This window comes from Sorangium sp. So ce119, from assembly GCF_051524405.1.
Taxonomy (GTDB): Bacteria; Myxococcota_A; Polyangia; order Polyangiales; family Polyangiaceae; genus Sorangium; species Sorangium cellulosum_G.
In genome coordinates this window covers 7,920,941-7,945,721 of the sequence record NZ_CP150310.1, presented here as the reverse complement: position 1 = coordinate 7,945,721, position 24,781 = coordinate 7,920,941, and the positions used below count along the sequence as shown (strand labels likewise).

Here is a 24,781-nt window from a genome sequence, read left to right as displayed (position 1 = left end):
ACCGGCCGTCCCATGCCTGATTTCGACGCGGGATCGATCGTCCCGTCCACACGCGATCTTCTCCAGGTGATCTCCACCCGCAGAAAGAGCATGGCCCTTGTCGGGCTCGTTGGCTCGGAAGCGCCGGCAGAAGATGCGGCGCGGCTGCATGAGCTCAACATCTCGGCGCTCGCGTTCGCCGAGGCGGGGCCTGCCATGCAGGGGGCTGCGCGCGCGACGAAGACCGTGCCGTCGCTCTGCCTGTCGAAGGTGAGCGATCGCGACGGCGCGCTCGCGGCCCGCTACCACGGGGCGGACGGGGTCTGCATCGACGCGCTCCTGCCGCTCGACGAGTGGGACCGGCTCGCCAAGGGGGCGAGGACGATGCGCATGCTGCCGCTCGCGCTGGCCGAGAGCCCGGAGGGGGCCGAGGCCGCCGCGAAGGTCGGCGCGCGCGCGGTCCTGGTCCGGGGCGACTCGGCCGAGGCGGTGATCGCCAGCGTCGCGTCGCTCCCGAAGACGCTCACGGTGGTCGCCGAGGTGCGCTCGGCCGACGCCGACGCGCTCCGCCGGCTCGTGGGCCACGTCGACGCGGCGATCGTCCCGCCGGCGCTCCACACCTCGCCGCAGTTCCCGGCGCTCGTCGCCGAGGTCGATCCCTAGCGCGCGGCGGCCTGCAGCGCGCGGGTGGTCGCCGGCGAAATGTCGCGCCGCCCCTCGACGGCCAGGCCTTCCGCCTCCACGATCCGGCCCCGATGGACCCGACCCACGAACTGGACGAGCAGCGGCGCGCGCTCCGCGAGGGGGCGCTCGTGCAGGCCATGCCCGAGCTCGGGACGCTGATCGTCACCGGCTCGGACCGACAGAGCTGGTTGAACGGCCTGGTGACCTGCGATCTCGCGCCGCAGAAGCCGCTTCCCGCCGGGGCGAAGGCCGCGCCGCCCGCGGGCGGGGCGTACGGGCTCAACGTGGTGAAGACAGGGAAGATCTTCGCCGAGGTGTGGATCGTCGTCGCGGCCGATCGCATCTACGTTGGCGCGCTGCGCGATCGGATCGAGCGGCTCCGCGAGAGCTTCGAGCGCTACCTCATCATGGAGGACGCCGAGCTCCAGGACGCCTCCGACGAGCACGCCTGGGTCTTCGCCCACGGCCCGCGGGCCGCCGATCTCGCGGCGGCCGGGCGCGCGGCCGGCGCGGAGGCGGCGATCGTGGACTGGACCGGCCTCGGGGGCGCGCTGCTCGTGGCGCCGCGGCCGGCCGAGGGCGCTGTCGTCGCGGCGCTCCTCGCCTCGGCCGACGCGGGCCCCGTCCAGCCCACGACCGCGGCGGCGTGGGAGGTGCTCCGGGTCGAGAACAACGTCCCGCGGTTCGGCGTCGACTTCGACGAGCAGAACTTCCCGCAGGAGGCCTCGCTGGAGGAGCGCGCTGTCTCGTTCAACAAGGGCTGCTACCTGGGGCAGGAGACGGTGTTCATGCTACAGATGCGCGGCCACGCCAAGAAGCGGCTCGTGCAGCTCGCCGTCGAGGGGGAGGGCGAGGTGCCGGCCGGCGCGGAGATCGCGCTGCCGGACGGCGCGGCCGTCGGCGAGGTCACGAGTCAGGTCAGCGATCCGCGCGGGCAGCGGGTGATCGCGCTGGGCTACGTGAAGTACAAGCACGCCGTCCAGGGCACGGCGCTCCAGATCGCCGGCCGCTCGGCCGAGATCACGCGCGCGCCGAGCGCGGCGCCTTCGTCGAGCGGCGCAGCGCCGAAGCGATGAGCGCTGCGCCGGACGGGCGCATTCCGTCACGCCGGGCGAACTTCCCAGCTCGCTGTATCCGATTCTCCTCCGGAGCGACTTCGACTCTCCGGAGGGATTTCGACCTTGGCCTGGCGAAGGATCTCAGGGGAAGATCTCGCGCTCTCCGTACACCGCCGCGAGCCGCTGCAGCGCCACCGCATACGCCGCGAGCCGCAGCGTACACTTCTTCTGCCGCGCCATCTCGGTCACCTCGCGGTAGGCCCGCTTCATCGCCTTCTCGAGCCGGGCGTCGACCTCCTCGAGCGTCCACGTCTCCGAGCGCTTGTTCTGCACCCACTCGTAGTAGCTCACCGTCACGCCGCCCGAGTTGGCGAGGACGTCCGGCAGGATGTCGACCCCGCGCTCCAGGAGGACCTTCTCGCCCTCGGGCGTGCACGGCCCGTTCGCGCCCTCGGCCACGAGCCGCACCTGGAGCGAGCTCGCCTCCTCCACGCCGATCTGGTTCTCCAGGGCCGCCGGGATGAAGATGTCCGCCTTGAGCCGGAAGAACTCCTCGCGGCTGATCGGCTTGCCCGCCGGATAGCCCGCGATCGAGCGGTGCTTCCTCACGTAGTCCTGCAGCTTGTGCGGGTTGAACCCCTCCGGGTTGTACAGATACCCGGTGTGGTCGCCGACCGCGACGGTCGAGGCGCCGAGCTTCGAGAGGAGCACTGCCGTGTGCGAGCCGACGTTGCCGAACCCCTGCACGAGCAGCGTCGAGCCGCCGAGGTTCACGTCGTTGTCCTCGGCCCACTCCGTGATGCAATGGACGACCCCTTGCCCGGTGGCCTTCTCGCGGCCGTACGTGCCGCCGGACGCCACCGGCTTGCCCGTCACGACGCCCTTCACCGCCTGCTTGAAGAGCTGGCCGACGGTGTTCATGTACGTGTCCATGGCCCACGCCATCGTCTTCGCGTCCGTGCCGACGTCGGGCGCCGGGATGTCCGTCTCCGGGCCGATGTTCGAGCCGAGCGCATGGAAGAACCGGCGCGTGATCCGCTGGAGCTCGGCGCGCGACACCTCGTTCGGGTTGAACTTGATGCCTCCCTTCCCGCCGCCGAGAGGCAGGTTCATGAGCGCGCACTTCCACGTCATCATCGCGGCCAGCGCCTTGAGATCGTCGAGCGACACCGACTCGTGATAACGAACACCCCCCTTGAACGGCCCGAGGAGGTTGTTGTGCTGGATCCGGTAGCCCTTGAAGAGCCGGATGCTGCCGTCATCCATCCGCACCGGGAAATTGACGATGATCTCGTTCTTGGGCTGGCTCAAGATCGTCGTGATGTAACCCGGCAGCTCGATCAGGCGGGCAGCCTCGTCGAGGTAACCCTGGACGACTTTGAAGAACTCGTACTTGGGCTTCTGACCCGGTGCCGGTGGGTTGCTCACCGGCGGAGTCGTGGACTTGGCACTGAATTGATCTTCCATGGCTCTGTAACTTTCTAGTGCCCGGATCCCCCCGATTCAATGGCGGCCGCGCTTTCACGCGCCGCGTTATCCAATGTCCGGAGACTCGGGACGCTGCGTCAGGCTGGGAATACGCGATGAGGCGCCGCGTTAACGGCGGCTGGACCGCATCGCGGGGCGAGGCTGCGGCGCGGGCGCGGTGCGGGCGGCGCTGGAGGCCGCTGCGCCGCGCGGCGCGAGGTGTCGCTCAGGTCCTTGTCCACAGGACATACAGATACGTGATCGTCCCGGTGACGAGCAGCGCGTCGACGCGGTCGAGGATGCCGCCGTGGCCGGGCACGATCCCGCCAGAGTCCTTGATCCCGAAGGAGCGCTTGAACAACGACTCGCCGAGGTCGCCCGCCTGTCCGAGGCCGCCCGCGACGATCGCGAGCGCGACCGCGTCGACGAGCGGCAGCGATCGCAGGAACCAGAAGTGCGCGACCAGCGCGCCGAGCACCGCGAAGAGCAGGCCGCCGAGGGCGCCCTCGACGGTCTTCTTCGGGCTCACCGCCTCGTAGAGCTTGCGCCGGCCGAGGAAGCGGCCGGCGAAGTAGGCGCCCGTGTCGGAGAACCAGGAGAGCAGCAGCGCCAGCACCACGAAGGAGGGGCCGTCGGCGCCGGCGTCGCGCCGGAGCAGCGCCAGCGCGCCGAGCCCGCCGCCCACGTAGAGCGGGCCGAACGTCATGGCCAGCACGCGCAGCGCCGCGGTGCGCATCTCCCCGAGCCGCACCAGCGTGACGAGCATCGCGACGAACGGGAGCAGGAAGATCAGCGCGAGGAGCGCGCCCGGCGAGCTCGTGTAGCGCCAGATCACGCCGAGGACGCCGAGGGTGAGCGCGACGCCGACGAACCGCGCGGCGCGGTCGTCCGCGTGCGTCATCGCGAAGAGCTCGAGCGCGCCGACGGCCGAGGCGACGGCGACGAGCGCCGCCCAACCCCAGGCGGGGCCGAGGTAGAGCAGCGAGAGGAGGAGGGGCGCGGCCACGATCGCGGTCATGAACCGCATCGCGAGGTTGGAAGCAGCCAAGCGTCAGACTCCCGTCCGTGAACCGTTGTGAGAGGCGAGCTCGCGCGCGCGCCACGGCCGACCGACGTCGCGCGCGCCGTGCGCGCCGACCGGCTCGCCCCCGCCGCCGCCCCCGCCCTGCGACCCGCGCGCGGGCCCGGCGGCGCCGTCGCGCTGCGGCTCGACGCCGCCGTCGCGCTGCTGGTAGGTCGCGATCGCCGCGAAGAGGTCGTCCTCGGTGAAGTCCGGCCACAGCCGCTCGGTGAACGACAGCTCGGCGTACGCGGCGCCGTAGAGCAGGAAGTTCGAGAGCCGCTGCTCGCCGCCGGTGCGGATGATGAGATCCGGCTCGCCCACGCTCAGGCTCGGCAGCCGCGCGGCGAGCAGCGCGCCGTCGATCGCCTCCGGATCGAGCCGGCCGGCGACGGCCTCCATCGCGAGCTCGCGCGCCGCGGCGGCGATCTCCTCGCGCGCCCCGTAGGACAGCGCCAGCGCCAGCGTCATCCTCATGTTGGCGGAGGACGCCTTGCGGAGCGGGTCGAGCACCTCGCGCACGAACTCGGGGAGCCGGCTGATGTCGCCGATCGCGACCAGGCGGATGTCGTTCTCGAGGATCTCGCCGCGCTCGCTCATCAGGAACTCCCGCAGGAGCCCCATGAGCGCGTCGACCTCGTTGCGGGGCCGCGCCCAGTTCTGCTCGCTGAAGGCGTACAGGGTCAGCGCCTCGACGCCGAGCCTCCGGCAGACGCGCACGATCCGCCGCACGGCGGCGCTGCCGGCCTTGTGGCCGGCCTCGCGCGGCTCGCCGCGCAGCTCGGCCCAGCGGCCGTTGCCATCCATGATGATTCCGACGTGGCGCGGGAGATTTCTGGCTTCTACGAGGTTCATCGGCGGGGGGAGTTTCCCTTGTTGACTACCGACTGTCGACTGTTGAGTCTTCGCGCCCATGAGCACTGGGGTTGGTCTCACGGTCACGCTGCGCGTCAGGATGGGCGCGCACGACGCACATTACGCGGGGGAGCTGTGTGACGGCGCGCGTATTCTCGCGCTCTTCGGGGACGTCGCCACCGAGCTCCTCATCCGTCTGGACGGCGACGAGGGTCTCTTCCGCGCGTACGAGGCGGTCGAGTTCCTCGCCCCTGTCCGAGCAGGCGACTTCATCGAGGCGACCGGGGTGGTCACCAAGGTCGGCGCCACGTCGCGCGCGATGGCCTTCGAGGCGCGCAAGGTCGTCGCCAGCGTCCGCGAACCCGGGGTGGCGCCCTCGGCGGCGGACGCGCTGGCCGAGCCGGTCATCGTCTGCCGGGCGCTCGGGACCTGTGTCGTCCCGAAGGAGCTCCAGCGTCGGCCGCGCCTCGTCCTGCCGGCGCTGTCGGCGCCGCCCCCGGACCACGCGCAGCTCCCGGAGCCGCGGCCGATCATCACGCCGCCGCCCCGGATCATCGTCACGCCGCCGAACAGCGCCCTCATCTTGACGGCGGCGATCGTCGGCGCCGAGACGACCCGGGCCCAGACGCCGCACCTGCCCGTCACGCCGCGCGAGCTCGCGGACGAGGCGGCGCGCTGCCGCGACGCGGGCGCGGCGGTGATCCACCTGCACGTCCGGAACCCGGACGGGTCGCCGAGCCAGTCGAGCGCGCTGTTCGCCGAGGCGATCGCGGCCATCCAGGAGAAGACGGACGTCATCGTCCAGACGTCGACGGGCGGCGCCGTCGGGATGAGCGTCGACGAGCGCGCCCAGCCGCTGCTCTGCAAGCCCGAGATGGCGACCCTGAACTGCGGCACGATCAACTTCGGCGACGCGATCTTCGACAACACCCGGCCGCTCATCCGGGATATGGCGGCGCGCATCCGCGCGGCGGGGAGCGTCCCTGAGCTCGAGTGCTATGAGGTCGGCCATATCCACGAGGCGCTCAGCCTGTTCGCCGGGGGGCTCCTCGAGGAGCCGCTCCACTTCCAGTTCGTGCTGGGGGTGCCCGGCGGCATCGCGGCGCGAGAGGACGTGCTCCGCTTCATGATCAGCCAGATCCCGCGAGGCGCCACCTGGGGCGTGGCCGCCGTCGGCCGCCACCAGCGCCCGATGACCGAGCTCGCCATGCAGCTCGGCGGGCACGCCCGGGTCGGGCTGGAGGACAACATCTACCTGGACAGGGGCGTGCTCGCCGAGGGGAGCGCGCCGCTCGTCGCGCGCGCCGCCGCGTTCGCGCGGAGCATCGGCCGCGAGGTGGTCGATCCGGACCGCGCGCGCCAGCTCCTCGGGATCCGCCCGCGCGCCGCGGCGTCCCAGCCCGGCGCCGTCGGAGGAGGGAGCGCGGTCGCGCAGGGATGACCGACCGATCGCTCTCCAGATGGGCCGATCACCTGCGCGGCCGGCTCCCGGTCGCGCTCGGCGTCGCCCTGGTCGGGGCCGCGGCGCGGCTCTCCACGCCGTCGCCGCCCGCTCGCACCGCGGACGCGATCGCCGGGATGCTCGGGGAGGCGATCGGCGGCACGGTCAGCCCGGACGACTTCGTCTGGGAGGAGCGCGGCGGGTTCTTCTCCGACGCGCTGCTGGGCCGCCGGGTGCTGTTCCTGGGCGTCGCGCGCCCGCCGGACGCGGAGGGCGCGCCGGACGGCGCGGCGCGAGCGGGGGAGGCGGAGCGCCCGGCCGACGGCGCGGCGCAGGCGGCGGAGGCCGAGCGCGCGCCGGACGGGCGCGGCGCCGCCGACCTGTACCGCGCGCGCGTGCGGCTCACCCGCTCCGGGCGGCCGGTGAGCCTCGGCGGCGTCCGCAACCTGACCGAGACGCCCCTCGGCGACGACCGCAACCTCGTGGCCCGCGGCCGCCGCGTCGCGGTGACCACGTCGGCCTTCGGCGCCGTCCAGGGGATCACGCTGCTCGATCTCGCCGGCGACGCGCGCCCGCGATCCCTCGGCGAGCGGCTGCGCGCGGCGATCGACGGCTGGATCGAGACCGGCAGCGCGGCCGGCGCGTCGCGCACCGAGATCTGGTTCGACAGCCCGCCCGCGTCGGCGCGGCTCGACCTCGCCGACGAGGCCCTCGTGATGGCGCTCGGGCCCGAGGCGGTGCCGGCGGCGCTGAGCGCCGGCACCGGCGAGCTCGACACGGGCGGCAACGACCCGTTCGGCGCTCGCGCGCACCGCGTCCCGCGCCGCGTGCCTTCGTTCGCGGAGCTCGCCGGGCCGTCCGCCGGACGCCTGCTCGGTTCGGGGGCCGCCGCCGCCGCCGAGCGGCTCGCGCTCGCCGCGGTCCGCGCGACCTCGGGGCTCCGCGCCGAGCCCGCCGGCGCGTACCTGACGCACGGCCCGGCGTCTCCGGAGCCCGCGCCGCAGGGGTGGCCCTCGCTCTGGCCGCCGCCGCCGGTCGCCCCGGCTGTCGATCCCCCGGTGCCGGGGGAGGGGGCCTGGACGCTGGTGGCGCCGTCGCTCCCGCGCGTGCTCCCCGGGATCGAGGGCGACCCGCAGCGCCCGGCGAGCCCGTTCGCCGCCACGACCGTCCGCCCCGACCCGCAGCGACGGGAGATGCTCGTCCACCTGCTCGCGATCGACACGCGGCACATCAAGTTCACCCTGCAGGCCGGCTTCGAGGCGCCCCGGCCGACCGTCGGCCCGCGCGGCACGGGGAAGCTCCCCGACGCGTCCACGCTCCGCGGCGCCATCGGCCTCGGCGTCCACGGGCCGCGCGATCCGGTCACGCGGCCTGCGGACGCGGACGCGGAGGCGCTCGGCATGGTCGTCGGCGGCCGCGCGCTCGTGCCGCCGCGCGACGGCGCGGCGACGCTCGGGGTCGACGTCTCGGGCCGTCCGTACGTCGGCGCGTGGCCATCCGCCGGCGATCTCCAGCGCGTGCCCTGGGCGCTGTGGCAGCGCCCCGCGGCCGCGGGCGCCGGCGCGCTCCGCGGCGAGGGGCCGAGGCGCTTCCCCTGGGCGCTCTGGCAGGGCCCTTCGCTCTTCGATGCGGCGAGCGCCGCGGCCCCGCTCCCCGCCCTCGCCGCCGCGCCCGCGGCGAGCGCCCCGCGCGACGCGGCGCTCCCGCCCGGAGACGGCGACGACCTCGTCGTCGAGCGCGCGGCGCTGTGCGTGACCGACCGCGGCTTCGTCGTCCACGCGTGGGGCGGCGCCCTCGACGCGGCCGCGCTGAGGGCGGCGCTCGCGCGCGCCGGGTGCGTCGCCGGCGTCTCGCTGGGCAGCGCGCCGGACCCGCTCGGGGTCGCCTTCCTGAGCGCCCAGCAGGACGGCAGCCTGACCGCCGAGCGCCTCGCGCCCGCGATGTCGATCGCGCCGCCGGCGCACGTCGCGTCCGCCTCGCCGGGCCCCTTTCTCTACTTCGAGTCGCGATCGACGGACGGCCCGCCGCCGCCCGATCTGTCGCTCCCGGGCGAGCGCGTGGACTGGGCCCAGGACGGCGGCGCGCAGCCGCCCCCCGCGTGGAGCCCGGCCGTGTACGCCGCGAGCGCCGTGCACCTCGGCGCGCAGGTCCGCGTGCACGCCTTCGCGCCGGACCGGTTCCTGTTCCGCCTCCGCGCCGGCTCGCGCGAGATCTCGCCGCGGACCGCGCCGAAGCTCGCCGCCGACGTGCCCGAGGACGAGCGGCAGCAGGTGCTGGCGGCGATCGGCGTCGGCACCGGCCGGCGGCGCGGCCCGCGCGGGCTCGCCGTGGGCGGCACGATCGGCCTCCGCTTCCGCGGCGAGGGGGGCCTGCTGCTGGTCCGCCGGGGCCGCGTCGAGATCCGCCCGGCCGGCGGCGTCGAGCTCGCGCCGGACATGGATGCCACCGAGCTGCCGCTCACCGCCGACGACGGCAGGCTGCGGCCCGAGGCGCGCGAGATCGGCACCATGCGCCGGCGCGGCGCCGCCTGCGTGCTCGAGGACGGCACGCTCCTCGTCGCCACGACGACGTTCGACAGCGACGAGGCGACGACCGAGGCGCTGCTCGACCTCGGCTGCGCCCGCGTCGTCGCGCTCGACCGCGGCGCGCACCGCAACGCCTTCGTGCACCGGGCCTCGGGCGACCCCGCCCTGCAGCAGGCCTACGACGAGACAGCCCTCTTCGCGGTCGGCCTCGCGATGCCCGGCCGGGCGCGCCGGCTCACCGGGGACGCGTCCCCGTGATCGCGTGGGGCCGATAGGGCAGGCGTGGGGCTGACCTGAAGGAGATCAGGCGTGCGAGAGCATGCCGCGGAGCATCCCGAGCGCGCGCGTGTGGAGCTGCGACACGCGCGGCTCGCCGACCCCGAGCTCCGCGCCGATGTCCTTCAGCTTCGCGCCCTCGAAGTAGTACATGCCGATCACGCGCCGCTCCCGCTCGGGGAGCTGGGCGATCGCGAAGGCCAGGGCCTGCCGGGTCGCCTGCGCCGAGATCGCCTCGATCGGGTCGTCGCCCCCGGCCATGTGCACCGACTCCTCGGTGGGCGTCACCTCGCTGAGGCTCACGAAGACGGTCGATCCGCAGGTCCCGGCGGCGGCCCCGGCGGCCTCGACCGCCTCGCGCGCCCGCCTCGAGAGCCAGTCCTGCGCGCGGAGCTCATCGACGATCGCGCCGCGGATCCGGAGCTTCGCGTAGCCGGCGAACGTCTCGCCGTCGCTCCCGCCGTTCTTGCGGAGCGAGTCGACGAGCCCGAGCATGCCCGCGCTGAGCAGGTCGTCGCGCTGCACGTTGGGCGGCAGGTGCCGCGACACCTGCCGCACCAGCTTGCGCACGAGCGGGAAGTACCCCTTCAGCACCTCGGGACGGAGCGGCTCGCGGTCACGCGGCCCGCTCGCGCAGGCCGCGTCGGTACAGCATGGCGGGCCGCTCGCGACGCCCTCCGGCTCCGCCGACCCCCACGCCTCCTCGATCGCACAGGAAGTCGCGGTCTCCGCAGATTCCCAGAAATCGTTCGCGCAGCTTGACGCGACGTCCGCCGACTCCCATGCATCGTGCGCGCGAGCCGCGGCGGGCTCCTGGACCGGGAGGCCCGGCGCCGCATCGAGCGAATCGAGCGACGGGAGACCGAGCGCCGTGGGCGCCTCGATCAGCGCGCGGTCACACGTGTCGACCGGGCACGACGTGCCCATGATGACCGGCTGGACAAACTCTTCCCCGTCACAGCACGGGGGGAGTGACCTGAGAGGAGGGAACCCCTCCCGCTGCAGTCGGGTCGATTGCTGCACGTGAGGTGGATTGGTGCCACAACTCTCGCAGCGTGCAAGCTGGAGCCGTGCAATTGTGTCTGGTGCGGATGTTCAGTGTGTGGATACTAGCCAGCGACCTGGGCAGCTCACCTTCCGCCCGGTGAAGCGGCCGGGACCGGGGTGGGTGCTCCTGAACCCAGGCTCTTCTGTGTGTCCCCGACGCTGCTCCCCGCATCCAGGTTTGTCCCCGTAGTATTCGCGGGTTGCGAAGGCGTGGTGCGGGGTCCGCCTGACCCATACACCTCTTCTTCTGCCGAGAGGGGGACATCCCGCGCGGCCTCGTCGGCCCCGACAGAGCCTCTCGCGCCCTCGTAGCGCGGCGGCTCTCCAGGCCTCGAGTAATCCACCCAGTAGACCTTATCTGATCTGACGTCCAGGTGAACGAACGTCGAGTTGGGGTAATATCCCACTCCCGCGTTGCGAAACCCGCGGCAGAAATCGCGGACCACGGTGTTGGGCACGCCCTCGACCATGAAGTCGACGGCGCGACCGAAGTTGTGGTTGGAGTGCGGGGTGTACTGGGTAGGAGAGTAGGGTCGATAACCGCTCACGACGCGGATCGTCCTGCCGCCGAAGTGGTCGCTCACCATGCCGATGAGCGTGGCGAGCCGCGGGTCGATCGGGATCGACGCGGTGGGCGACGCGCGCATCAGCCGGCTGAGCTTGGGGAGGGCCTTGGGGACGAGGCGCCCCTTCGGCGTGAGCAGCCGGAGCTCGAGCCGCTCGGCGCCGCGCGCCAGGCGGACCCATCCGGGGCGCTTGGACCGCTGCTCGTAGCGCTTGTTCGGCGGCATCGACCGGGCATCGGCCTTCGCGTCCCGCTTCGCCGACCCCTTGCCGCGCGGAAGCGCCTCGGCGGCCCGCTCCTTCGCGCTCGCGCTGCGGTTCCGCTCCGGCGTGTCGCGCCGCGCCGCGCCCCGGGTCGACGCGGCCGGCGCGGACCGCGCGCCGGGCTTGCCCCGCTCGGGGATCACGAGGACGAGGCCCGGGTGGATCTTCTGGCCAGGCTTGAGCCCGTTCGCCTCGCGGAGCGCGTCGACCGTGATCCGGTACCGCTTCGCGATCTTGCCGAGCGTCTGGCCGGCGTAGACGGTGTGCTCGCCGTCCTCGGCGAGCGCGGCGCCGGGCGCCGCGATCAGGAGGAAGGCCGCGGCGAGGGCGGCGAGCGTAGAGCGCAGCCGCGAGGACCGGGGGCGGGGCTCCATCGCGGCGCTGGCGTGGGGCCCGCGGAGGCCGCGGGGGCCGCGGAAACGGGAGAAGTCCGGATGCATGAGGGGACTCTGACCTGACGTCATCCGTGCCCGGCGAACGAGCCCCGGACGGTGCTACCCTGGGCTGGCGCGCGCCGGCCGGTCAACCCGGGGGCGCCGCACCGCATATCGAGCTTCGATAGGCGGGCGGCAGGCAAGCGTAAAGCGGTTTTTTGCCCCGCGATCGGCGGTGGTGCGAAGCTTCGCCGGAAGCGACCAGAAGCCATCCGAGGAGACGGGGCGCGCGAGCGCCGGGCAACGCGGCCCGGGCTCTCCCTTCTTCACCGTGGCGGGCGCGGACCAGGACGGACCGGATGTCGGAAGGCAAGAACTTGATCGGGGTCGACATCGGATCGAGCGCGATCAAGGTCGCTCAGATCAAGGAAGGTCGCAAAGGCTACGGCCTCGTGCGGCTCGGCTACGCGCCGCTCGCGCCGCAGGCGATCGTCGACGGCCACGTGATGAACGCGCAGGCCATCGTCGAGGCGCTCGGCCGCGCCTTCTCCGAGGCCAGGATCCGCCAGCGCGAGATCGCGCTCAGCATCAGCGGCCAGGCGGTCATCATCCGCAAGATCACGGTGCCGCTCATGACCGCCGCCGAGCTGGACGAGCAGATCCAGTGGGAGGCCGAGCAGCACATCCCCTTCGACATCAAGGACGTGCACGTCGACTACGAGGTGCTGCGCCGCCGCCCCGAGGCCGGGCAGATGGACCTCCTGCTCGTCGCCGCGAAGCGCGACGAGATCAACGACTACACCCAGATCGCCAGGACGGCGAAGCTCAAGCCCATGGTGGTCGACATCGACGCGTTCACCGTGCAGAACCTGTTCGAGGTGAACCGCGGCATCCCGCCGGACCAGACGTTCGCCATCATCAACGTCGGCGCGAGCCTCGCGTCGATCAACATCGTGTCGCGCGGCGCGAGCGCGTTCACCCGCGACATCGGCAACGGCGGCAACTACATCACCGAGCAGATCCAGCGCAAGCTCGGCATCAGCTTCGAGCAGGCCGAGGAGTTCAAGTGCGCCAGCGTCACCTCGGGCCCGGGCGGCGTGCCCGCCCAGGTCATCGAGACCATCGAGCAGGTGTGCGACTCCATCGCCGGCGAGATCCAGCGCTCGCTCGACTTCTTCCTGGCCACGAGCGGTGAGGGCGACATGCACCGCATCTACCTGACCGGCGGCTCGTCCAACCTGCCCGCGCTGCCCGCCGCGATCGGGCGGCGCGCCCGGGTGGCCGTCGAGCTGATCCAGCCGATGGAGCGCATCACCGTGGAAGCGAAGGAAGTGAACCAGGAGCTGCTCCGGCTCCGGGCGGCGCAGTTCTGCGTCTCGCTCGGGCTCGCGATGCGCAAGGACCGGGAGAAGCGCTCGTGATCCGCGTCAACCTGCTCCCGCAGCGCGGCCGCGCGCGCGGGGCCCCGCCCCAGGCGAGCCAGCGCTGGCTGCTCATCACGCTCGGCGTCGTGATCCTCGAGATCGTCGCGCTCTTCCTCTTCCACCAGACCAAGGTCGAGGAGCTCGAGGAGCAGACGCGCAAGAACACGGTGCTCCAGAGCCAGATCCAGGACATCCGCACGCTCGTCTCGAACCACGAGGAGATCAAGAAGTCGCTCGAGGTGCTCCGCGCGCGCGAGGACGCGATCGCCAAGCTCCAGGCGGCGCGCAGCGGGCCGACGGCGGTGCTGCTCGAGCTCGCGCAGCTCCTCACGAACGGCAAGGGGCCGACCGCCGACCCGGACAAGCTCGCGCAGCTCCGCAAGGAGAACCCGCTCGCCGTCTACAACCCGTCGTGGGACAGCCGGCGGCTGTGGCTCACGAGCTACGTCGAGTCCGAGCGCACGGTGCGCGTCGAGGGGCTCGCGCGCGACGGCACCGACGTCTACGAGCTCGCCCAGCGGCTGAAGCTGTCGTCGTACTTCTATGACGTGCAGCTCCTGCCGGGGAAGAAAGAGAACGAGAAGTCGTCGCGGCTCGAGCTCGTCTCGTTCGCGCTGCAGCTCAAGGTGAGGTACTGATGGCCACGAAGCCCAACCCCGCGCAGGCCGGCTCGGCGCTCGACCGGCTGCCGCCGCTCGCCAAGGTCGGCGTCGGCGCGCTCTTCGCGGCCCTCGTCGGCATCCTGTACTTCGTCGGCTTCTACGCCGACGTGGACTCCCAGATCGAGGGCGCCGTGCAGAAGCAGCAGGTGCTCCAGGCGGAGCTCACCAAGGCGCAGGCGTCGAAGGCCGCCTACCAGAAGGACCTCGACGAGAAGACCCGGCGCGAGCAGCTCAGCCGCGAGCAGAAGAAGATCCTGCCGGACGAGTCCGAGACGCCGGCCTTCCTGTCGGCGATCCAGGGCGTCGCGACCGTCTCCGGCGTCAACCTGACGTCGTGGAGCCCCACCGAGGAGGTCCCGCAGGAGTTCTTCGCCAAGGTGCCGATGAAGCTGACGCTCAGCGGCAAGTTCCACCAGGTGGCGAAGTTCTTCCACGGGGTGGGGCAGCTCGACCGCATCATCAACCTCGAGGAGGTCCAGATCAAGCAGCCGAAGGTCGTGGGGACCGACGTGGAGGTCGAGGTGGAGTGCCTCGCGACCGCGTTCCGCGCCGTGCGCGCGGGGGAGACCCCGACGAGCGGCGTGAAGCGGCGGGGCGGAGGTGTCCGGTGAGGGGCGGGCGCGCGCTCTTGCTCGCCCTCGGGGCGACCACGGCCCTCGCCCTCGCGCTCGCGGGGTGCGAGGACGAGCAGATCGTCACCTCCACCACGATGCCCGGCGCGGCGCCGCCGGCCACCGCCTCGCCGCCGCGCACCCCCGCGGCCGGCGCGTCCGCGTCCGCGGCGGCGGACGCCGGCGCGCCCGAGATGCCGCCGCTGCCGCTCCGCGAGTTCCAGGAGGCCGACTTCTCGGAGAGCGACCGGAGCCGCGACCCGTTCCGGAGCTTCGAGTCGCTCTTCGCGACGCAGGCCCGGGGGCGGGTGACGATCCAGCGGCAGGTCCTCGTGGATCGCTTCGCGCTCGACGAGCTCAAGCTGGTCGGCGTCGTCTCGCGCGCGCCCGCCCGCGCGCTGCTCACCGATCCGACCGGCCTCGGGTGGGTGATCAAGGTGGGCGACTTCGTCGGCAAGGCCGAGATCGTGCACGCGGGCGGCCCCACCGGCGTCGACGTGGCCGTGAACTGGCGCGTCGACCGGATCCGCGACTCCGACGTCGTCTTCATCCGCGAGGACCCGTCCCACCCGGAGATCCCGCCGACCACGCGCGTGATCGCGCTGAGGCCGCTCGGCGACGCGGACGAGCCGATCCTCGGCAACCCGTGAACGCCACGAATTGGGCCCGCCCCGGGCACCCGAAGTAGCCTCCCGGCAGCGTGACGCGACCTCGCGTCACCGCGAAGCGGGAGTGCAATGAAGAGCAATCGAGACTATCGCCCGAAGCGGGGCGCGCTTCGCCGTGCTGCGGTGCTCGGGGTGATGTTGAGCCTCGGCGCTCCTGCAGGAGACGCAGGCGCCGCTGCCCCGATCAAGGTCAGCGACGTCAGGCTCGCGGCGCCGGCGGACGACAGGGCCGAGATCGTGGTCGCGACGAGCGGCGCGCCGCGCTTCTCGGCGCGGGTCGCGGACGGCGGCAAGCGGCTCCTCATCGATCTCGAGGGCGCCGAGATGAGCGGGGCGCCCGGCGCGATCACGGACGGCAACGCGATCGTGGCCGGCGTGATGACGCAGGGGTTCGGCGAGGCGGCCCGGCGCACAACGCGCGTGCTCGTGCAGCTCGCGCGCCCGGCGGCCTACCGGGTCCGCGCCGAGCAGGGCGCGCTCGTGGTCGAGCTCGCCGCCGCCGCCACGACCGCGCCCATGGCGGCGCGGGCCCCGAGCGGCCCCGCGGCGGCGGCGCCGGCCCGCGAGCCGGCGGCGATCACCGACGTGCGCTTCGAGCACCAGGCGACGATCGATCGGGTCATCATCGAGCTCTCGTCGATCCCGAGCTACCGCGAGTCGACAGGCAAGGGTGGTCGCCGCGTCATCGAGCTGAGCGGCGTGCGGCTCCCGGACGCGCTCCAGCGCACGCTCGACGTCGGCGCCTTCGGCGGCCCGGTGCGCGCGATCTCGACGTTCCGGCGCAAGAGCGACGGCTCGAAGGTCGTCGTCGAGGTCGAGCAGGCCGAGGGCGCGGCGGGCGCTGTCGCGCGCGAGGGGAACGCGCTCGTGCTCAGCGTGGCGCGGGGGGCGCTGCCCTCGACCCTCTCGGGGATCGCCGCGGACGGGCGCGCGGCGCGGCGGACGCGCACGGTCGCGCGCGAGGAGGCGCTCGACGGCGGCGCGCCGAGGATCGAGACGTCGTTCGAGGGGGCGGCGAGCAGCCAGGAGTCGCTGGTCGAGCCGGACCAGGCCGGCGCCTTCACGCCCGCGATCGCCGGGCAGCAGCGGCGGTTCACGGGGCGGCGCATCGACCTCGACCTGAAGGACGCGGACATCCACAACGTCCTCCGGCTGATCTCCGACGTCGGGCGGGTCAACATCGTGACCGCCGACAACGTGAGCGGGACGGTCACCATCCGGATGCGCAACGTCCCGTGGGACCAGGCGCTCGAGACGGTGCTCCAGGCGAAGGGCCTCGGCGTGGTCCGCCAGGGCAACATGATCCGCGTCGCGCCGATCGCCGACCTCAACAAGGAGCGGGAGCTCGCGATCGCGCGGCGCAAGAGCGAGCTCCAGCTCGCGCCGATCGAGACGCGGCTCATCCCGATCAACTACGCGGACGCGCGGGACCTCCAGGATCGCTCGAAGGACATGCTGTCGCCGCGCGGCTCGCTCGCGGTCGACGAGCGGACGAACGTGCTCATCGCGCGCGACGTCGCGGGCAACCTGAACCAGATCGAGGAGCTGGTCCGCTCGCTCGACACGCAGACGCCGCAGGTGCTGATCGAGGCGCGCGTGGTCGAGGCGACGAGCCGCTACGTGCGCGACATCGGCATCCAGTGGGGCGGCGACGGGACGTTCAGCGCGGCGACCGGCAACCCGACGGGGCTCGTGTTCCCCTCGGCGATCGGCGTGGCCGGCGGCGCGACCGACTCGAACACGCCGACCGGCGGCCTCTCGCCGTTCGCGAACCAGGTCTCGAACCCGAACTTCGCGGTGAACCTGCCGGCGATCGTCGGCACCGGGACCGGCGGCGCGCTCGGCTTCACGCTCGGCTCGATCAACAACACCGTCAACCTCGGCGTCCGGCTCTCCGCGGCCGAGGCGAGCGGCATGCTGCGGATCGTCTCGAGCCCGCGCATCCTCACGCTGGACAACAAGGAGGCGCGGATCAGCCAGGGCACGCTGATCCCGTTCTCGCAGATCAGCGCCCAGGGCGTGCAGACGACCTTCCAGGAGGCGAAGCTCCAGCTCCTCGTGAAGCCGCACGTCACCTCGGACGGCAGCGTCGCGATGCACGTGAAGATCAACCGCGACGAGCCGGACTTCAACCAGACCTCGGCCCGCGGCGACCCCACCATCCTGAAGCGCGAGGCCGAGACCGACCTCCTCATCATGGACGGGCACACGGCGGTGATCGGCGGGATCTTCACCCGCAACACCGGCCGGAACCTCGATCAGGTGCCCTTCTTCGGGGACATCCCCGTCCTCGGCCTCCTCTTCCAGCGGCGCCGCGCGAGCGACACGCGGAGCGAGCTCGTCATCTTCCTGACGCCGCGGATCGTGAACCGCGCCGAGGCGCTCGGCCGGTAGCGCGCCGCGGCGGCGCGCCGCCGCGCCCGATCGCCGGTCAGACGCGCTTCCGCCGGGGCGGCTCGCGCATGTGCGGGACGGCGTCCGTCACGAGCCGGCGCAGCCACGCGCGCGCCGGGTCGTGCTCGGTCCGGCTGTTCCACGCCATGGCGATCTCGATCGGCGGCAGCTCGAACGGCAGGTCGAAGGTGCGGAGCGGCAGCACGCTCGAGAACGCCCGGCCGAGGCGCGTGGCCACGGTCGCCACGAGGTCCGAGGCCGCGACGACGTGCGGCAGGAGGAGCACGTTCGGCACGACCATGACCTCGCGGCGCGCGACGCCGCGCGCGGCGATGAGGTCGTCCGCGACGCCTTCGTGCGCGCCGTTCGCCCGGGGCCGGGACGCGGCGACGTGCGGGAGGGCGGCGTAGGTCGGGAGGTCGACGCGCCCGCGCGCGGTCGGGTGGCTCGCGCGCGCGAGCCCGGCGAAGCGGTCCTCGAAGAGCGCCGCGCGGCGGAGGTCCGAGGGGAGCCCGTCCGGCGGGAGGACGCCGATCGCGAGGTCGATCTCGCCGTTGCGGAGCGCGTCCACGGCGCGGGCGTCGAGGGGGAGCAGGTGGACGGCGAGCCGCGGCCCGCCCTGCGCGAGCGCGGCGTTGAGCTGCGGCAGGAGGAGCAGCTCCACGTACTCGGTCGTGGCGATCCGGAAGGCACGGTCGCTCGTCGCGGGGTCGAAGGCCGGCGTCGTCCCGTCGAAGAGGCTCGCGAGGTCGAGCATGATCGCCGCGACCTGCGGGGTCATCGCCTCGGCGCGCGAGGTGAGCGCCATCTGCCGGCCGACCCGGATGAGCAGCGGGTCGGAGAAGAGCTCGCGCAGCCGCGTCAGCGCGTGGCTCATGGCGGGCTGGCTGAGGCCGACCCGGCGGGCCGCGAGCGTCACGCTGCGCTCCTGGAGCAAGGCGTCGAGCGCGATCACGAGGTTGACGTCGATCGCCGAGAGATTCACGGGCGGGATATAGACCGGCCGCGGTATCCACGAAGCGGATACTTACGTTTTCTTGCGCCCCGGGCGCCAGGCGCGGCGATGCGCTGCAAGTGTTTGAAATTACAATAAATGTTGAGCAAATCGCGGCCGCGCGCGAGAAAGCGTGGCGGTGTGGGCGAGATGACCGATCCGGCGCTCGCGGCCGCTGGTCGCGCGGCCGGCCTGGCTGCTACGGTCGCCCGCGGCTCCACCCGACCGGCGGCGCCCCGCGGAGACCATGACATCGACCGTTCTGCTCGGGGGGATCGACTTCTTCCACCTCATGAACGATCGCGCCATGCGATCGCGCGGCCAGGCCGGCAATCACTGCCTGTACGTGCTCGAGCTCGACGGCCGCCTCGACATGGCCCGGCTCGCGGCGCGCCTCGAGCGCGCGACCCGGGCGCTGCCCGAGCTCCGCTTCCGGCTCGACAACAGCGTGCTCGGCCGGGCGGGGCGGCCCCGCTGGGTGGTCGATCACCACCGGCGCGCCCCCGAGCCGCGCCTCCACGAGGTGGCCGGCGAGGGCGAGCGCGCGGCGCGCGTCGAGGCGCTGCTCGCGGACAGGACCTCCGGGGAGCGGCCGTGGGCGCTCGACGTCGTGCGCGCGGCGGGGGAGGGCGACACGGTCGTGTTCCGCCACCACCACGCGCTGACGGACGGCAAGGGCGCCGACCGGCTGGTCGCCTGGCTCGGCTCGGGCAGCGGCGACGCGCCGGACGAGCCGCCCTTGCGGCAGGAGCGGCACGACACCCCGGAGCGCCTGCTGGCCGCCCTCGGCCGCGACGAGCGGCTCGCCCTGGCGCGCGCCTACAAAACCCACGTGCTGGCGCTCGGGCGCGCGCCGATCCTGTCGCTCGCGCGGGCGTGCGCGAGCGACAGGATCGGCGCGCGGGCCGCTGTCTCGCGCGTCCACCGGCTCACGCTCTCGGCGGACGAGACCCGCGCCTTCGACGTCCGGGTGCGGCAGCGCGCGCGCCTCGCCGAGTCGAGCCTCATGCTGATCGCGGCGACGCGGCTCGCCGACAGGGCGCTCGTGGCCCGCGGCTTCGCCCCGCCGCACCACGTGATCCCGCTGCCCCTCTCGCTCGACCCGAAGGCGGGCTCGCGGCGGCTCTTCGGCAACCACCTCACGATGGTCCTGCTCTCGCTCGGCCGCGACGAGCTCCACGACGACGCCCGCGCGGTGGCCCGCCTGGCCGAGCAGCAGCGCGCCATGGTGCGCGACAGGCTCGACCTCGCCATGGTCGCCGCGCTCGATCTGGCGCGCTGGCTCCCCGGCCCGGTCTACCGCTGGCTCGGCGACCAGCCGTTCCAGGGGGAGCTCGCCTCGCTGATCGTCTCGAACCCCGGCGCGGTGACGGTGGAGCGGTTCGCGGGGCTGCCGGTGCGCTCGGCCTACCCGCTGCCCGCGGTGGTCACGCCGCCGGGCTTCCAGGTCATCTTCAGCCGCTTCGGCGGGCGCCTCTCGGCGTCGATCGTCCACGGCGACGGGCTGCTCCGCCCGGAGGAGGCCGCGGCGATGCCGGCCGCGCTCCGCGCGGAGCTGCTCGGAGAGCCCGGGCCGGCGGCGGCGGGCGGGGTATAAGGGCCGGCGTCATGCGCAACGTCGACATCGTCATCATCGGCAGCGGCATCGCCGGCGGCCTCCTCGCGCGTCAGCTCCGCCTCGCGTGCCCCGATCTCGGGGTCCTCGTGCTCGAGGCCGCCCCGGCGATGGAGGATTACAAGGTCGGAGAGAGCACGGTCGAGGTCGCGGCCAACTACATGGTTCGCCGGCTGAACCTCGGCACGTACCTCTACCAGCACCAGCTCCCCAAGAACGGGCTCCGCTTCTTCTTCGACTCGGAGGGCAAGGATCTCCCGCTCCCCCGGATGAGCGAGATCGGCTCCGACCACATGCCGTTCCACCCGAGCTTCCAGCTCGAGCGCGCGCGGCTGGAGCGCGATCTCGTCACCATGAACCGCGCCGCGGGCGCGGAGGTCGAGCTCGGCGCCAAGGTGGTCGACGTCGCGATCGACGGGCGCGGGCGGCACCGGGTCGTCTACGAGCAGGGCGGCGAGCGGCGCGAGGTCGCCTGCCGCTGGGTGTGCGACGCCTCGGGGCGGCGTCACGTGCTCTTCCGGAAGCTCGGCGTGAAGGTCCACAAGGAGACGCGCCTCAACACGGCGGCCGCGTGGGGGCGCTACCGCGGCGTCGCGGGGCTCGACGCGGTGACCGACGCCGCGTGGCGGTCGCGCGCGCGGTACACCGCGCGCCACCTGTCGACGAACCACTTCATGTACGACGGGTACTGGATCTGGTTCATCCCGCTCGCGGGCGACCTGATGAGCGTGGGCGTGGTCTTCGACAAGGACCGGATCGGCGAGGGCTCGGGCGCGGCGCTCCCCGGGCCGCGCACGCGCGCGGATTTCGAGCGGTTCCTCGGCGCCCACCGCGCCGCGCGCGAGCTGCTCGAGGGGGCGGAGCTCGAGGATTTCCAGAGCTACGCGCACCTGCCGTACCACGCAGAGCAGTACTTCTCGACGGACCGTTACGCGGTCACCGGCGAGGCGGGCGCGTTCACCGATCCGTTCTACAGCCCTGGGTCCGATTTCATCGCGACCGCGAACGAGTTCATCACGCAGCTGATCCTCTCCGACGTGGCCGGCGACCGGGCCGGGTTCGAGGAGAGGGTCGCGGCGTACGACGCGTACTATCGATTCAAGTACGACAGCACGCTCCGGCTCTACGAGCGCATGTACCCGATGTTCGGCAGCTTCGAGCTCTACCGGCTGAAGTACCTGCTCGACTTCAACAACTATTACAACCTCGTCGCCTGGCCGTTCATGGCCGAACGCGTGACGGACGTGGGCTGGATCCGGGAGGAGCTCAGGTTCACGGATCTGGTGCTGCGCGCCCTCTCCACGATGGGCGAGCACTTCGCGTCGCTGGCGCGTGATCTACGCGCACGCGGCGAGTACTTCGCGCAGAACGAGGGGCGCTTCGCCAACGGGCTCAACGGCGTCGCGCAGCTCGAGACGCGGCTCGGGCCGACGATCGACGAGGGCTTCCGGCGGGAGCAGGTCGACCGGGCGTACGGGAGCGTGTTCGCGGCGCTGGTGGAGCGGCGGCTCGGCGAGCAGGGGCTGTCGGACCGTGCGCGCCTCGTCTCCGAGCTCAAGCTCCCGCAGGTGCTCGTGTTCCGGGACATCACGCCCGAGCGGCTCTCGCGGCTCCTCGAGCGCATCGCGGAGCGGATGACCCGGGAGCTCCGGGGCGAGTTCCCGGACGCGGGGGTCGAGCGGGTGGAGCTCGGGGCGGGCGGCGAGGTCTCGGTGACCGGGCCGGCCGCGGGGACCAGCACGCACGCGGCGGTGCTGTCGCGGGCCCGGGCGCTCTGGGACGCGTCGGCGGGGTCGCTCGCTCATATTGCCCTCTAGGATCCGGGGAGCTCTGCGAGCTGCCCGCGGTTTCTCCTGTACGCGCGTCCGTTCCGCAGTATCACAGGCGCCTGATGCGGTGGAGAGCAGCAGGTGGGCGTCTGGGTCCGTGGGCGGTTTCGCTGGCGCTGTCGATGGGCGCCGTCGGCGCGTGTGTCAGCGCCGCGGCCGAGGGCGGCGCGTCCCCCGCGTCGCAGCAGGATTCGTCGGGTCAGGGCTGGGTGACCGCGGCGACGCAGGACGCGGGGGCTCCGCGGTGTCCGCACGGCGCGCTGGAGGATCCGCACCGTGGTTTCGTGCGCTGTCTCGAGCCGGGCGAGGCCGATGCTGGCTGGCTCCCGCCGCCGCCGCAGCCCGAGCCCCCCCCGGACGACGCCGGCGCCCCGCCCCCGGATGGCGGCGACGCCGGCCCCATCGACGGCGGCGCCCCGGACGCTGCCGTCGTCTCGGCCCCACCTCCCGTCGTGGAGATCAAGGAGCCCGAGTTCATGAACGGCGACGTCCCGAACGTGGCCAAGCGGCTCGAGAAGGTCTCCCCCGATCTCGCGCAGTGCGTCGCCGATCATGGCGGGCTCTCCGGCGCGTCGGGCAGCGTCAAGATCCAGTTCCTGGTCCGAGTCCGTGGCCGTGCCGAGGGGGTCGAGATCCTCGAGGCCCGCGGTGTGACGCCCGACGCCCAGCGCTGCATCCGTCAATTCCTGAAGAACCGCGCCATCGGCACCCCCAGCGCCGACCCCGTCGGCGTCACCGTCACCCTCTCCCTCCGCGCCGCGAAGTAACGAAGCCCCCCCATCCCCTGCGAGGTGGTCATCCATCCCCTGCGAGGTGGTCATCCATCCCCTGCGAGGTGGTCATCCATCCCTGCGAGGTGGTCATCCATCCCTGCGAGGTGGTCATCCATCCCTGGCGGGGTAGTCCTCGATCCCTGGCGGGGTAGTCCTCGATCCCTGGCGAGGTAGTCCTCGATCCCTGGCGAGGTAGTCCTCGATCCTTGGCGAGGTGGTTCTCGATCCCAGCGGGGGGCCGGTTCTCGATCGCTGCGGGGGCCGGGGCGGGAGGGGGTGGCTCGCGAACGGGCGGGCGGGGGTGGGCCCCACGAATCCGAGGGCCGGCCCGCACCGCAGTCACCACCCTCCGGATCGAGCCTCCCGTTCATCCGGCAATAGCCCCCCAAAAGGCCCGAGTTCGTGGGGGGACCCCCGCCCGCCCGTTCGCGAGCCACCCCCTCCCGCCCCGGCCGTTGCCCCTCGGAGCCCCGGCCGTTGCCCCTCGGAGCCCCGGCCGTTGCCCCTCGGAGCCCCGGCCGTTGCCCCTCGGAAAGGATGGGTTGACGCAGCCCCCACCGCTCCTATCCTGCCCCGCCGCTGTGCCCGACCCGACGCTCACCCGCGAGATCGCCCGCCGTAAGACGTTCGCGATCATCTCCCATCCCGACGCTGGCAAGACCACCCTCACCGAGAAGCTCCTGCTTTACGGTGGTGCGATCCAGCTCGCCGGCGCCGTGAAGGCGAAGAAGGCGCGGGCCCACGCCGTCAGCGACTGGATGGAGATGGAGCGCGAGCGCGGCATCTCCATCTCGACCAGCGTCCTTCAGTTCCCGTACAAGGGCCGCCTCCTGAGCCTGGTCGACACCCCCGGCCACGCCGACTTCAGCGAGGACACCTACCGCGCGCTCATGGCGACCGACGCGGCCATCATGATCCTCGACTGCGCCAAGGGCGTCGAGACGCAGACGAAGAAGCTCTTCCGGGTGTGCAAGCTCCGGCAGATGCCGATCTTCACGTTCGTGAACAAGCTCGACCGCCCCGGCCGCGACCCGTTCGAGCTCATCGGCGAGGTCGAGGAGGTCCTCGGCATCGGCGTCTACCCGGTCACCTGGCCCATCTTCGCGGGCGGCAAATTCCGCGGCGTGTACCACCGCGAGCGCAAGCAGGTGTTCCTGTTCGAGCTCGTCGCGCACGGCGCCGAGATCGCCCCGATGGAGGTCGTGTCGCTCGACGCCCCCGAGCTCGTCGAGGCCGTCGACGAGGAGGGCGCCCGCCAGCTCCGCGAGGACATCGAGCTCATCGACGCCGCCGGCGACGCGCTCGACCGCGACAAGCTCGCCCGCGGCGAGGTCACGCCGATGTTCTTCGGCAGCGCCATCACCAACTTCGGCCTCCCGCAGTTCCTGGACGCCTTCATCGAGCTCATGCCCCCGCCCGCGCCGCGCGGCAGCGACAAGGGCCCCATCGCCCCGGACGACGACCGCTTCACCGCGTTCGTCTTCAAGATCCAGGCGAACATGGACCGCGCCCACCGCGACCGGATCGCGTTCCTCCGCGTCTGCTCCGGCAAGTACGAGCGCGGCATGAAGGTGCACCACGTCCGCCTCGACCGCGACATCCGGCTCACCAACCCGGTGCAGTTCATGGCCCAGGAGCGCACGCTCGTGGAGGACGGCTTCGCGGGCGACATCATCGGCGTCTTCGACCCGGGGCTCTTCCTCATCGGCGACACCCTGTGCAGCGGCTCGCCCGTGAAGTACGCCGCGCTGCCGCAGTTCCCGCCGGAGCAGTTCGGCCGCGTCGTCATGATCGACCCGATGAAGCGCAAGCAGCTCAAGAAGGGCCTCGAGCAGCTCGCGCAGGAGGGCTCGGTGCAGCTCTTCCGGCCGCCGGAGGGGCGCGAGGGCGAGGCGATCCTCGGCGTGGTGGGCGAGCTCCAGTTCGACGTCGTGAAGCACCGGCTCTCGGCCGAGTACGGCGTCGAGGCCCGGATCGAGCGGCTCTCGTTCAGCATGGCCCGCTGGGTCGAGGGCGAGCCCGTGCCCCTCGCCGAGCTCGAGTCGAACCTCTACGGCTACGGCGCCCTCGACGTGCACGGCAACGCGGTCGTGCTCTTCAAGGGCGACTGGCAGCTCGAGAGCTGCGCGAAGGCGTTCCCCAAGACGCGCTTCGTGGAGCTCGGCGGCTCCATCAGCCCGGTGTGACCCGCGGCCGCCGGCTCCGCGCCCGCGGCCG

At 72.8% G+C, this 24,781-nt stretch carries 19 protein-coding genes; 13 read left to right on the top strand and 6 right to left on the bottom strand.

What is annotated here, in order from left to right:
* The first annotated feature begins 90 nt into the window (after positions 1 to 90).
* On the top strand, positions 91 to 642 hold the full coding sequence (locus WME76_RS29915; RefSeq protein ID WP_437955666.1) for a hypothetical protein: 552 nt from the start codon (positions 91 to 93) through the stop codon (positions 640 to 642).
* A 92-nt stretch (positions 643 to 734) separates the two neighbouring features.
* Positions 735 to 1,739: a CAF17-like 4Fe-4S cluster assembly/insertion protein YgfZ gene (gene ygfZ, locus WME76_RS29910; protein WP_437955665.1), complete on the top strand. Its 1,005-nt coding sequence runs from the start codon at positions 735 to 737 to the stop codon at positions 1,737 to 1,739.
* Between the two features lie 123 nt (positions 1,740 to 1,862).
* Here the strand turns inward: ygfZ and WME76_RS29905 are convergent, their stop codons facing one another.
* The 3 genes from WME76_RS29905 to uppS form a co-directional block, all read right to left on the bottom strand.
* Positions 1,863 to 3,188, bottom strand: coding sequence for a Glu/Leu/Phe/Val family dehydrogenase (locus tag WME76_RS29905; protein ID WP_437955664.1), 1,326 nt, complete (start codon positions 3,186 to 3,188; stop codon positions 1,863 to 1,865).
* 226 nt (positions 3,189 to 3,414) lie between these two features.
* On the bottom strand, positions 3,415 to 4,236 hold the full coding sequence (locus WME76_RS29900; protein WP_437955663.1) for a phosphatidate cytidylyltransferase: 822 nt from the start codon (positions 4,234 to 4,236) through the stop codon (positions 3,415 to 3,417).
* 3 nt (positions 4,237 to 4,239) lie between these two features.
* A complete protein-coding gene (gene uppS, locus WME76_RS29895) occupies positions 4,240 to 5,103 on the bottom strand; it encodes a polyprenyl diphosphate synthase (RefSeq protein ID WP_437955662.1) in 864 nt (287 codons plus the stop codon).
* A gap of 58 nt (positions 5,104 to 5,161) precedes the next feature.
* On the opposite strand from uppS, the gene WME76_RS29890 reads away from it, so the two are divergent.
* Positions 5,162 to 6,544, top strand: coding sequence for a 3-keto-5-aminohexanoate cleavage protein (locus WME76_RS29890; RefSeq protein WP_437955661.1), 1,383 nt, complete (start codon positions 5,162 to 5,164; stop codon positions 6,542 to 6,544).
* Positions 6,541 to 9,327 (top strand): hypothetical protein, encoded by a 2,787-nt coding sequence (locus WME76_RS29885; protein WP_437955660.1) that lies wholly within the window; start codon positions 6,541 to 6,543, stop codon positions 9,325 to 9,327. Before WME76_RS29890 ends, WME76_RS29885 begins: the two co-directional genes overlap by 4 nt.
* A gap of 45 nt (positions 9,328 to 9,372) precedes the next feature.
* On the opposite strand, the gene WME76_RS29880 is transcribed toward WME76_RS29885, so the two are convergent.
* Both WME76_RS29880 and WME76_RS29875 read right to left on the bottom strand, forming a co-directional pair.
* Positions 9,373 to 10,272 carry a sigma-70 family RNA polymerase sigma factor gene (locus WME76_RS29880; RefSeq protein ID WP_437955659.1) on the bottom strand — a complete coding sequence of 300 codons (900 nt, stop codon included), beginning with the start codon at positions 10,270 to 10,272 and terminating at the stop codon, positions 9,373 to 9,375.
* Between the two features lie 203 nt (positions 10,273 to 10,475).
* On the bottom strand, positions 10,476 to 11,660 hold the full coding sequence (locus WME76_RS29875) for a DUF882 domain-containing protein (protein WP_437955658.1): 1,185 nt from the start codon (positions 11,658 to 11,660) through the stop codon (positions 10,476 to 10,478).
* Positions 11,661 to 11,953: 293 nt separating this feature from the next.
* On the opposite strand from WME76_RS29875, the gene pilM reads away from it, so the two are divergent.
* From pilM to pilQ, 5 genes are all read left to right on the top strand, one after another.
* Positions 11,954 to 13,015, top strand: coding sequence for a type IV pilus assembly protein PilM (pilM, locus tag WME76_RS29870; RefSeq protein ID WP_433928365.1), 1,062 nt, complete (start codon positions 11,954 to 11,956; stop codon positions 13,013 to 13,015).
* A complete protein-coding gene (locus WME76_RS29865) occupies positions 13,012 to 13,656 on the top strand; it encodes a PilN domain-containing protein (protein ID WP_437955657.1) in 645 nt (214 codons plus the stop codon). The genes pilM and WME76_RS29865 overlap by 4 nt, the downstream gene beginning before the upstream one ends.
* Positions 13,656 to 14,291 carry a type 4a pilus biogenesis protein PilO gene (locus WME76_RS29860; RefSeq protein ID WP_061618858.1) on the top strand — a complete coding sequence of 212 codons (636 nt, stop codon included), beginning with the start codon at positions 13,656 to 13,658 and terminating at the stop codon, positions 14,289 to 14,291. Before WME76_RS29865 ends, WME76_RS29860 begins: the two co-directional genes overlap by 1 nt.
* Complete coding sequence (locus tag WME76_RS29855) at positions 14,288 to 14,941, top strand: pilus assembly protein PilP (RefSeq protein ID WP_437285569.1); 654 nt, start codon at positions 14,288 to 14,290, stop codon at positions 14,939 to 14,941. The genes WME76_RS29860 and WME76_RS29855 overlap by 4 nt, the downstream gene beginning before the upstream one ends.
* 87 nt (positions 14,942 to 15,028) lie before the next feature.
* Positions 15,029 to 17,353, top strand: a complete 2,325-nt coding sequence (pilQ, locus tag WME76_RS29850; protein WP_437955656.1) for a type IV pilus secretin PilQ — start codon at positions 15,029 to 15,031, stop codon at positions 17,351 to 17,353.
* Positions 17,354 to 17,390: 37 nt separating this feature from the next.
* Here pilQ and WME76_RS29845 read toward each other — a convergent pair whose 3' ends face one another.
* On the bottom strand, positions 17,391 to 18,338 hold the full coding sequence (locus tag WME76_RS29845; protein WP_437955655.1) for a LysR family transcriptional regulator: 948 nt from the start codon (positions 18,336 to 18,338) through the stop codon (positions 17,391 to 17,393).
* A gap of 256 nt (positions 18,339 to 18,594) precedes the next feature.
* Here WME76_RS29845 and WME76_RS29840 point away from each other — a divergent pair, with 256 nt between their 5' ends.
* From WME76_RS29840 to WME76_RS29825, 4 genes are all read left to right on the top strand, one after another.
* Complete coding sequence (locus WME76_RS29840) at positions 18,595 to 19,944, top strand: hypothetical protein (RefSeq protein WP_437955654.1); 1,350 nt, start codon at positions 18,595 to 18,597, stop codon at positions 19,942 to 19,944.
* An 11-nt stretch (positions 19,945 to 19,955) separates the two neighbouring features.
* On the top strand, positions 19,956 to 21,779 hold the full coding sequence (locus WME76_RS29835; protein ID WP_437955653.1) for an NAD(P)/FAD-dependent oxidoreductase: 1,824 nt from the start codon (positions 19,956 to 19,958) through the stop codon (positions 21,777 to 21,779).
* 134 nt (positions 21,780 to 21,913) lie between these two features.
* Positions 21,914 to 22,558: a hypothetical protein gene (locus tag WME76_RS29830; RefSeq protein ID WP_437955652.1), complete on the top strand. Its 645-nt coding sequence runs from the start codon at positions 21,914 to 21,916 to the stop codon at positions 22,556 to 22,558.
* A gap of 587 nt (positions 22,559 to 23,145) precedes the next feature.
* A complete protein-coding gene (locus WME76_RS29825) occupies positions 23,146 to 24,750 on the top strand; it encodes a peptide chain release factor 3 (protein ID WP_433928351.1) in 1,605 nt (534 codons plus the stop codon).
* Positions 24,751 to 24,781: the final 31 nt, after the last annotated feature.